The organism is Cryobacterium sinapicolor (assembly GCF_004403465.1).
In the GTDB taxonomy this organism is placed as follows: Bacteria; Actinomycetota; Actinomycetes; order Actinomycetales; family Microbacteriaceae; genus Cryobacterium; species Cryobacterium sinapicolor.
Map to the genome: position 1 here is coordinate 1 of NZ_SOGQ01000069.1, position 8785 is coordinate 8785.

Annotated in this window: 9 protein-coding genes; 2 read left to right on the forward strand and 7 right to left on the reverse strand. The window is 69.4% G+C overall.

Annotated features, from left to right (window positions below; translation table 11 throughout):
• Positions 1 to 142 precede the first annotated feature (142 nt).
• Genes der through E3T28_RS12855 form a run of 7 tightly spaced genes read right to left on the reverse strand, consistent with a single transcriptional unit; the run spans position 143 to position 6513 of the window.
• Entirely contained in the window at positions 143 to 1660 is a 1518-nt protein-coding gene (gene der, locus E3T28_RS12825) for a ribosome biogenesis GTPase Der (protein WP_134395788.1), read from the reverse strand.
• Positions 1657 to 2343 carry a (d)CMP kinase gene (cmk, locus tag E3T28_RS12830; protein ID WP_134431904.1) on the reverse strand — a complete coding sequence of 229 codons (687 nt, stop codon included), beginning with the start codon at positions 2341 to 2343 and terminating at the stop codon, positions 1657 to 1659. The genes der and cmk overlap by 4 nt, the downstream gene beginning before the upstream one ends.
• 2 nt (positions 2344 to 2345) lie before the next feature.
• The gene (locus E3T28_RS12835; RefSeq protein ID WP_134431907.1) at positions 2346 to 3428 is read right to left on the reverse strand and encodes a prephenate dehydrogenase; all 1083 of its coding nucleotides are present in this window, start codon (positions 3426 to 3428) and stop codon (positions 2346 to 2348) included.
• Positions 3429 to 3443: 15 nt separating this feature from the next.
• Positions 3444 to 4241, reverse strand: a complete 798-nt coding sequence (locus E3T28_RS12840; RefSeq protein ID WP_134431910.1) for a pseudouridine synthase — start codon at positions 4239 to 4241, stop codon at positions 3444 to 3446.
• Positions 4238 to 4843, reverse strand: coding sequence for an SMC-Scp complex subunit ScpB (gene scpB / locus E3T28_RS12845; RefSeq protein WP_134431913.1), 606 nt, complete (start codon positions 4841 to 4843; stop codon positions 4238 to 4240). Before scpB ends, E3T28_RS12840 begins: the two co-directional genes overlap by 4 nt.
• Positions 4833 to 5642: a segregation and condensation protein A gene (locus E3T28_RS12850; protein ID WP_134431916.1), complete on the reverse strand. Its 810-nt coding sequence runs from the start codon at positions 5640 to 5642 to the stop codon at positions 4833 to 4835. The genes scpB and E3T28_RS12850 overlap by 11 nt, the downstream gene beginning before the upstream one ends.
• Positions 5626 to 6513, reverse strand: a complete 888-nt coding sequence (locus E3T28_RS12855; protein ID WP_241979336.1) for a ParA family protein — start codon at positions 6511 to 6513, stop codon at positions 5626 to 5628. Before E3T28_RS12855 ends, E3T28_RS12850 begins: the two co-directional genes overlap by 17 nt.
• A gap of 185 nt (positions 6514 to 6698) precedes the next feature.
• Between E3T28_RS12855 and E3T28_RS12860 the strand changes: the two genes are divergently transcribed.
• Positions 6699 to 7964 (forward strand): glycosyltransferase, encoded by a 1266-nt coding sequence (locus tag E3T28_RS12860; protein WP_241979335.1) that lies wholly within the window; start codon positions 6699 to 6701, stop codon positions 7962 to 7964.
• Positions 7961 to 8698 carry a PIG-L deacetylase family protein gene (locus E3T28_RS12865; protein WP_166787034.1) on the forward strand — a complete coding sequence of 246 codons (738 nt, stop codon included), beginning with the start codon at positions 7961 to 7963 and terminating at the stop codon, positions 8696 to 8698. The genes E3T28_RS12860 and E3T28_RS12865 overlap by 4 nt, the downstream gene beginning before the upstream one ends.
• The last annotated feature ends 87 nt before the right edge of the window (positions 8699 to 8785 follow it).

Genomic DNA, 8785 nt, shown 5'->3' on the forward strand with positions numbered 1-8785 from the left:
ACACCCCCCGGATCATGAGCGACTGGGGGCAAGAACCATGCCGGGCCTGACAGGCCAACACCCTCACATAACTACACGATCAAGGGCTACGAAGAAAGTAACGGGGGTGATATTCCCACCCGTTCGGGGCCTTCGGTGCCGCTTAGCGCTTGCGCTTCTCGCGCACGCGCATGCTGATGTTGATCGGGCTTCCCTCGAAGCCGTAGACCTCGCGCAGGCGACGCTGGATGTAGCGGCGGTAGCCCGGGTCGAGGAACCCGGTGGTGAAGATGACGAAGGTCGGCGGGCGGCTCGACGCCTGGGTGCCAAACAGGATGCGGGGCTGCTTGCCGCTGCGCACGGGGTGCGGGTGCGACGCGGCCAGCTCGGCGAGGAACGCGTTGAACTTGCCGGTGGCGATGCGGGTGTCCCAGGCTTCGAGAGCGGTCTCGAGGGCCGGAACGAGCTTCTCCATGTGGCGGCCGGTCTTGGCCGAGATGTTCACCCGCGGAGCCCAGGAGACGTGTGCCAGGTCCTGCTCGATTTCACGTTCCAGGTAGCGGCGACGGTCGTCGTCGATCTGGTCCCACTTGTTGAAGGCCAGCACGAGGGCGCGGCCGGATTCGAGCACCAGGTCGATCACGCGCACGTCCTGCTCGCTGATCACCTCGGTCACGTCGATCAGGACCACGGCCACCTCGGCCTTTTCGAGAGCGGCGCTGGTGCGCAGCGAGGCGTAGAAGTCGGCACCCTGGGAGAGGTGCACGCGGCGACGGATGCCGGCCGTGTCGACAAAGCGCCACACCCGGCCGCCCAGCTCAACCTGCTCGTCGACCGGGTCGCGCGTGGTGCCGGCGAGCTCGTTGACGACAACGCGCTCCTCACCGACGACCTTGTTCAGAAGGCTCGACTTGCCCACGTTCGGTCGGCCGAGGATCGCGACGCGGCGGGGTCCGCCGACTTCCTGCTTGGCGACGGCGGAGATCTCGGGGAGTTCCTCGAGGATCGCGTCGAGCAGGTCGGCGACGCCGCGGCCGTGCAGCGCCGAGACGGGCCAGGGCTGGCCGAGGCCGAGCGCCCAGAGGCTCGCAGCTTCCGGCTCCTGGCGGATGTCGTCGACCTTGTTGGCGACGAGGAAGACGGGCTTGCCGGCCTTGCGCAGCAGGCGCACGACGGCCTCGTCGGTGGAGGTGGGGCCCACGTTGGCGTCGACGACGAACATGACGACGTCGCAGAGTTCGATGGCCAGCTCGGCCTGGGCGGCGACGGATGCGTCGATGCCCTTGGCGTCGGGTTCCCAGCCGCCGGTGTCGACGAGGCTGAAGCGGCGTTCGTGCCATTCGCCCTTGTAGGTGACGCGGTCGCGGGTCACGCCGGGAGTGTCCTCCACGACGGCCTCGCGGCGGCCGAGGATGCGGTTCACGAGCGCCGATTTGCCCACGTTCGGGCGGCCGACGATGGCGATGACCGGCAGGGCCGGCAGGTACTGGATGGCGTCGGGGTCTTCCGTCACCGTGTCGAGAACGTCGAAGTCCTCGTCATCGAGGTCGTACTCGTTGAGTCCTGTGCGGAGCGCGGCGGCGCGTTGCGTCACCAGGTCGTCGTCGAGGTCGTCCAAGCGCGTTACCAGCTCGGTGTCGAGGTCGGGAATCGTGTCGTCGAAGTCGTTGTTGTTGGTCATGCGATGGCCTCGCGGTATGTATTGATGACGTCGAGGACCGCGTCAATGGTCTGTTCGAAGTCGAGATGGGTGGAGTCGACGGTGGTCACACCGTCTGCGGCGCTCATGAATTCGACTACCTGTGAGTCAGCGTGATCCCTGGATCGCAGCTGTTCCGCCACGGTGTCAGCCGATTGGGTCGGAATTTCCGCAGAGCGCCTAGCCATTCTAGCCTCCTCGGAGGCCGTGAGCAGTATGCGGATCTCCGCGGTGGGGGCCACGACGGTGGTGATGTCCCGACCCTCGATCACGATTCCGGTGCGCTTCGAGCTCGCCGCGATGGTGCGGAACAGCTCCGTCAGGTGAGTGCGCACCTCCGGGATGCGGGCCACGGAGCTCACGATCGCGGAGACGGCGGGATCGCGGATCGCGTCGGTGACATCCGTCCCGCCGACCCGCACGAAGTACTCGTCGGGGGCGATACCGATGGTGTAGTCGAAGTCGCCCAGGGCGGCCACGACGGCTTCGGTGTTCTCCGCGTCGATCCCCCGGTCGCTGACGAACCAGGCGAAGGCCCGGTACGCGGCGCCCGTGTCGAGGTAGTCGAAGCCGATGCGCCGGGCGGCGGCGCGGCTGACGCTGGACTTGCCGCTGCCGGCCGGCCCGTCGATGGCGACGATGTGGGGGCTTGAGTGACGACCCATGATTAACCAGCAATCCGCCAGCCGCGTGCGGCCAGCTCTTCGGTGAGGCGACCAACGGCCTCAGGGAGGACAGAAATTTCGGCCAGGCCCAGCTGGGCGCCCGGCGAGTGCTCGAGGCGGAGGTCCTCGAGGTTGACCCCGACCTCGCCGATCTCGTTGAGGAGGCGGGCCAGCTGCCCGGGGGTGTCGTCGACCATGACGCTGAGCGACACGAAACGGCGGTCCTGGCCGTGCTTGCCGGGCAGGCGCGCGACGCCGGCGTTGCCTCCGGCGAGTTCCTCGGCCACCTTGCGGCGGGCGCCGGGTGCGGCGGGGGCCTCGAGGGCGTCGATGAAACGGTCGAGGTCGACGCGGTAGGCCAGCAGGATGTCCCGCACGGGTTCGGCGTTCGCGCCGAGGATCTGCACCCACAGCTCGGGGTCGCTGGCCGCGACGCGGGTCACGTCACGCAGACCCTGGCCGGCGAGGTTCAAGGCCGAGCCGGCGGAATCCGTCAACCGGCGCGCCATGATCGTGGAGACCACCTGCGGCACGTGGGAGATCAGCGCCACGGCCCGGTCGTGCTCCTCGGGGCTCATCTCGACCAGGATCGCGCCGAGGTCGAGGATCAGATCGTCGATCGCGGTGGCCTGCTGGTAGCTGATCGCGTCGTGCGCGGCCACCACCCAGGGGCGGCCGACAAAGAGGTCGGCGCGGCCGGCGAGGGGTCCCCCGCGTTCGCGGCCGGCCATCGGGTGACCGCCGATGTAGCGGGACACGTCCGCCCCCAGTACGCGGAGCTCCTGCAGCGGGGCCAGCTTGACGCTGGCGACATCCGTCACGATCGCCCGCGGGTAGGCGGCCAGTTCGCGCGCGACGATCTCGGCCGTCACGTCGGGCGGCACGCAGACCACGATCAGTTGCGGCAGGTCACCGGCCGTGGCGGCCCGGCCGGCGCCGTAGTCAACCGCGATGCTGAGGTTGGTCGGCGACGCGTCGGCGAGGATGACGTCGATTCCGCGCGCGCGCAGGCCCAGGCCGATGCTGGTGCCGAGCAGGCCGGCGCCCACCACGCGCACGGGCCCGATCAGGCGAGATTCAACCACAGGTGCTCCCGGTGCCTAGATCTTGGTTTCGGCCCGAGACACGGTGAGCAGCTGGCCGAGTTCGGTCTTGGTCAGGTCGCGCGCGGCACCCACGCGCAGCGTGCCGAGGTGCAGCGGGCCGAACTGGCGGCGCACGAGGTCGACGACGGGGTGACCGACGGCCTCCATCATGCGGCGCACGATGCGGTTGCGGCCGGAGTGCAGGGTGAGCTCGACCAGGCTGAAACCGTCGCCGGGAGGGCTGGTCAGGATGCGCGCCTTGTCGGCGGAGATGGGGCCGTCGTCGAGTTCGATGCCGCTCTGTAGCAGCTGGATGGTCTGCGCCGACACGCGGCCCTCGACCTTGGCGATGTAGGTCTTCAAGACTCCGAACGACGGATGCGCGAGCACATGCGCGAGATCGCCGTCGTTGGTCAGGATCAGGAGGCCGCTGGTCATGGCGTCGAGGCGGCCCACGTTGAACAGGCGCTCCTCGAACTGGTCGGTGAACTCGCGCAGGTCGGGGCGTCCGCTCTCGTCCTGCATCGACGAGACCACGCCGACGGGCTTGTTCAGCATCACGTAGCGGCGGCTGGTGTCCAGCTGCACGGCCACGTTGTCGACCATGATCAGGTCGGAGTCGGGGTGGATGCGGCGGCCCAGCTCGGTGACGACCTTGCCGTTCACGCGCACGCGGCCGGCGGCGATCATCTCCTCGGAGACTCGGCGGGAGGCGACGCCGGCGGAGGCCATGACCTTCTGCAGGCGCACGCCGTCGGCGGCGGCCTCGGGGTTGGTGGGTGTCCCCTGAATCCCCTGATTGTCGTTAGTCATGGCAGTTCCTCAAATCCGTTCGCGCCGTCATTGAGCAACGGCGATAGGTAGGGCAACTCGTCGAGCGAGTTGATTCCGAGCTGGGCTAGCAGAAGGTCTGTGGTGCCGTAATTGATCGCACCGGTCTCACTGTCGGTGAACGCTTCGGTGATCAGACCGCGGCCGAGCAGCGTGCGCACGACCGAATCCACGTTAACGGCACGAATCGAGGCTACAGCCCCGCGGCTGATCGGTTGTTTGTAGGCGATCACGGCGAGGGTCTCCAGGGCCGCCTGCGAGAGCCGGCTCGGGTTCTGGGTGACCACGAAATCGGCAACGGCCACGTCGTGCTCGGGCCGCACATAGATGCGCCAACCGCCGGCCACCTCCCGCAGCTCGAAGCCGCGGCGCACGGTGCCGGCGAGGCCGTCGAAGTCGGCCACGAGCCGGGCGACGGATGCCCGCACCTCCGCCAGCGTGGCATCGACCGCCGCGGCGAGCTGCAGCAGCCCCTGCGGCTCGTCGGCGACCATCAGGATGGCCTCGAGGGTGCGTTCGAGGGGCGGGCGGGGCGGATCCGTGCGCCTTGCGTTTTCCGTCACGGGTGCGATGTCACTGCTCATAGTCGGCTCCGAGGGTGGCGAGAGTGTCGTCGGACCAGGTCTCGGCACTCCAGTGCAGGCTGAGGTCGCCGAGCGGCACGAGTTGGTCGAAAGACAGGGCGCCGAGGCGGTAAAGCTCGAGCACGGCCAGGAAGCGTGCGATCACGACGCCCCTCAACTCGGCGCCCACGATCAGCTCGCGGAACGTGAGCGTGTCGCCGGCGCGCAGCATCCGTACCACGTAGGCAGCCTGCTCACGGATGCTGACCAGCGGCGCATGCAGGTGGTCGAGCCCCACGCGGGGCAGCTCGCGCGGGGTCAGCGCGAGGGCGGCCAGGGCGGCGAAGTCGCCGAGGGAGAGGGTCCAGACCAGCTCGGGGGTCTGTCGGCGGAACTTCTCCTCCAGCCGCACCGCGCGCACGTGCCGGGTGGACTCGGTGTCGAGCCGGCCCTGGAACCAGGCGCTCGCGGTCTTGAAGGCGCGGTACTGCAGCAGCCGGGCGAACAGCAGGTCGCGGGCCTCGAGCAGGGCGACGTCTTCCGCGTCGACGAGCTCACCCTGCGGCAACAGCCCCACGACCTTGAGGTCGAGCAGGGTGGCCGCGACGACCAGGAACTCGGTGGCCTGGTCGAGCTCTTCGTCCTGGTCCAGGCCGCGCAGGTAGGCGATGAACTCGTCGGTGACCCGGCTCAGCGAGATCTCGGTGATGTCCAGTTCGTGCTTGCCGATCAGCGACAGGAGCAGGTCGAACGGACCCTCGAAGTTGCCGAGGGCAACCGAGAACGGCTTCGGTGCGGCCTGGTCAGGCGACGGCGCCACGCTGGATCAGTTCCCGCGCCGCCTGCTTGTAGGCCTTGGCGGCCGCGTGCTCGGGCGCGAATTCGGTGATCGGAACTCCGGCGACGCTCGCGTCGGGGAATTTCACCGTGCGGCCGATGACCGTCTCGAGCACGCTGTCGCCGAACGCGTCGACGACCCGCTCGAGCACCTCGCGGGAGTGCAGGGTGCGGGAGTCGAACATGGTCGCCAGGATGCCGTCCAGTTCGATGGCCGGGTTGAGCCGGTCGCGCACCTTGTCGATGGTCTCGATCAGCAGCGCCACACCGCGGAGGGCGAAGAACTCGCATTCGAGCGGGATGAGAACGCCGTGGCTGGCCGTGAGCGCGTTGACGGTGAGGATGCCCAGCGACGGCTGGCAGTCGATCAGGATGACGTCGTAGTCGCCGGAGATCTTGCGCAGCACGCGGGCCAGGATCTGCTCGCGGGCGACCTCGTTGACGAGGTGCACCTCCGCTGCGGACAGGTCGATGTTGGCCGGGATGATGTCGAGGTTGTGCACCGACGTCTTCTGAATGGCGTCGTGCGGGCTGACCGAGCCGCTCAGCAGCAGGTCGTAGATGGTGGTGACGTCGTGGGTGGGCACACCGAGACCGGCGGACAGGGCGCCCTGCGGGTCGAAGTCGATGGCGAGCACGCGGCGACCGTAGCCGGCGAGGGCGGCACCCAGGTTGATGGTGGTCGTCGTCTTGCCGACGCCGCCCTTCTGGTTGCACAGCGAGATGATTCGCGCCGGGCCGTGATTGGTCAGGACGGAGGGATCGCCGAAGTCGCGCTTCGGACGACCGGTCACACCGACCGGTACCTCGTCTAGGCCGGCAAGTCGTGTCCGGTCATCTTGCTTGCGCGCCACTGAGATGTCCTCGATCCGTCTTCCGCCTGTCACTGTGTCCACTGTAGCGATCGGATCGGGCATGTTGCGGCACGGATCGCCGAAAAGCGCAGGTCTGCCGCGCGAATCCGGCGTTTCCGGGTGCCTGGGCGGTCTCACATCTTGGGAGCAGGGTCGGTCACAGCCTCGTGCGTTAAGATTTCCGAGTGCCTCAGCTACTCACTCCCCTCCGTATCGCGCTCGTTTGCCTGCACACCTCCCCGGGCGCCGAGCCCGGCTCGGGCGACGCGGGCGGAATGAACGTGGTCGTGCGGCACCAGGCGGAGGCTCTGGCATCCGCCGGCCACCACGTCGAGATCCTCACCCGCCGCTCCTCCCCCGGGTCGGAGATCGTGCAGCTGAGCCCGGGCGTGACGCTCCGCTTCCTCGACGCCGGACCGGCCCGCCCGGTGCCCAAGGGCGACCACGAGGGGTTCATCGACGCGTTCCGCGTGCAGATGGATGCGCTCGGTCCGTACGACGTCATCCACTCGCACCACTGGTTCTCGGGCATGGCGGCGCTGCCGCTCGCACGCCGCCGGGGCACCCCGCACGTGCAGAGCTTCCACAGCATCGCCGCCGCCGCGTCGACGCCGCTGTCGGCGGGCGAGCGCCCCGAGTCCCCCGGGCGTATGGCCGGCGAGGCCTGGCTGGCGCAGGAGTCGGATGCCCTGGTCGCCATCAGCGAGGCCGAGGCGGACACCATCGTGCAGCGGCTCGGCGGTTCGCCCGAGCGCATCTCCATCGTGCTGCCGGGGGTGGACGGGATTCTGTTCCGGCCCACGGACGTCCGTGCTGGATCTCTGTCCGGACCGATCGATATTCGCGGGTACGCGGTCGTCGCTGGGCGTCTGCAGCCTCTGAAGGGACTCGACCTCGCCATCGAGGCGATCGCGGCCGTGCCGGAGCAGATCCGTCCCGAACTCGTGATCGCCGGCGACGCGTCGGCCGACTATGACGGCTACATCGACGAGCTCCGGGCCCTCGCGGCACGGCACGGCATCGAGCGCAGCGTGCGTTTCGTGGGACCGCAGTCCCGCGTGGACCTGGCCCTGCTGCTGAGCGGCGCCCGCGTCGTGCTGGTGCCCTCGCACTCCGAAACGTACGGGCTCGTGGCGCTCGAAGCGGCCGCGAGCGGCGTTCCCGTCGTCGCCGCCGCGGCCGGCGGGCTGCGCGAGGCGGTGCTCGACGGCGACACCGGCGTGGTGCTGGACTCACGCGATCCGCAGGTCTGGGCCGGCGCGCTCACTCAGATCCTCTCGAACCCCGCGTTCGCCCGGCGCCTGTCGCTCGCCGCCCGCGAGCGGGCCGAGCACCTGGACTGGCCGCGGTCGGCCGACGGCCTCGTGACCGTGTACCGGTCGCTGGTGCGTCCCGGTGGTCGGCGGCCCTCGTCCTCGCCCTCGCCCTCGCCCTCGCTGCTCAGCGCGTGAGTCTGCTGCACGGGGTTTCCACTGTCCTGTTCGTGCACGCCCACCCCGATGACGAAACCATTGCGACGGGTGCGCTGATCGCGGAGTTGGTGGCCCGGGGCATCCGGGTGTCGTTGCTGACCGCCACGCGCGGCGAGCAGGGTGAGGTCGTGCCGGGGCCGCTGTCGGTGCTCGAGGGCACGGATGCGCTCACCCGGGAACGCGAACGGGAGCTGGCCGGTGCCGCGGCGACCCTCGGCATCGATGGTCGTTTCTGGCTGGGGATGCCGCCCGCGCGAGCTACCGGTCTTCCTCCGCGGGCCTATCAGGATTCGGGCATGACCTGGATTCGTCCGGGACTGGCCGGGCCGGCCGACGACATCGACGACGACGCCCTGGTGCGGGCGCCCCTCGGCGAGGTGACCGCGGATGTGGCCGCGCTGATCGGACTGCTCGAGCCTGCCCTCGTGATCAGCTACGACAACGGTGGCGGATACGGGCATCCGGATCACGTGCGCATGCATGAGGCGGCTGTCGCGGCGAGCCGGGTGGCGGGGGTCGCGTTTGCCGAGGTTGTGCATTCGGAGGTTGATGATGCGGAGTGGTTCGACCTGTCGGCGCACCTCGCCACGGTCACGGATGCCCTGCGCTGCCATGCGAGCCAGCTCACCGTCGACGGGGACGGTGCTCACATCGTGCACTCCGGCGGGCAGCGCGACCCGATCATCACCGCGGTCGGGCTGCGGCCGCTCTGAGGCCGGCCGCGCTGCCCTCGCCCCCGCCCGCGCTGCCCTCGCCCCCGCCCGCGCTGCCCCCGCTGCCCGCGCTGCCCCCGCTGCCCG

Coding starts and splice junctions, on each gene's coding strand:
- der (WP_134395788.1), bottom strand. CDS start 1,660: ATGACCAACAACAACGACTTCGACGACACGATTCCCGACCTCGACACC.
- cmk (WP_134431904.1), bottom strand. CDS start 2,343: ATGGGTCGTCACTCAAGCCCCCACATCGTCGCCATCGACGGGCCGGCC.
- E3T28_RS12840 (WP_134431910.1), bottom strand. CDS start 4,241: ATGACTAACGACAATCAGGGGATTCAGGGGACACCCACCAACCCCGAG.
- scpB (WP_134431913.1), bottom strand. CDS start 4,843: ATGAGCAGTGACATCGCACCCGTGACGGAAAACGCAAGGCGCACGGAT.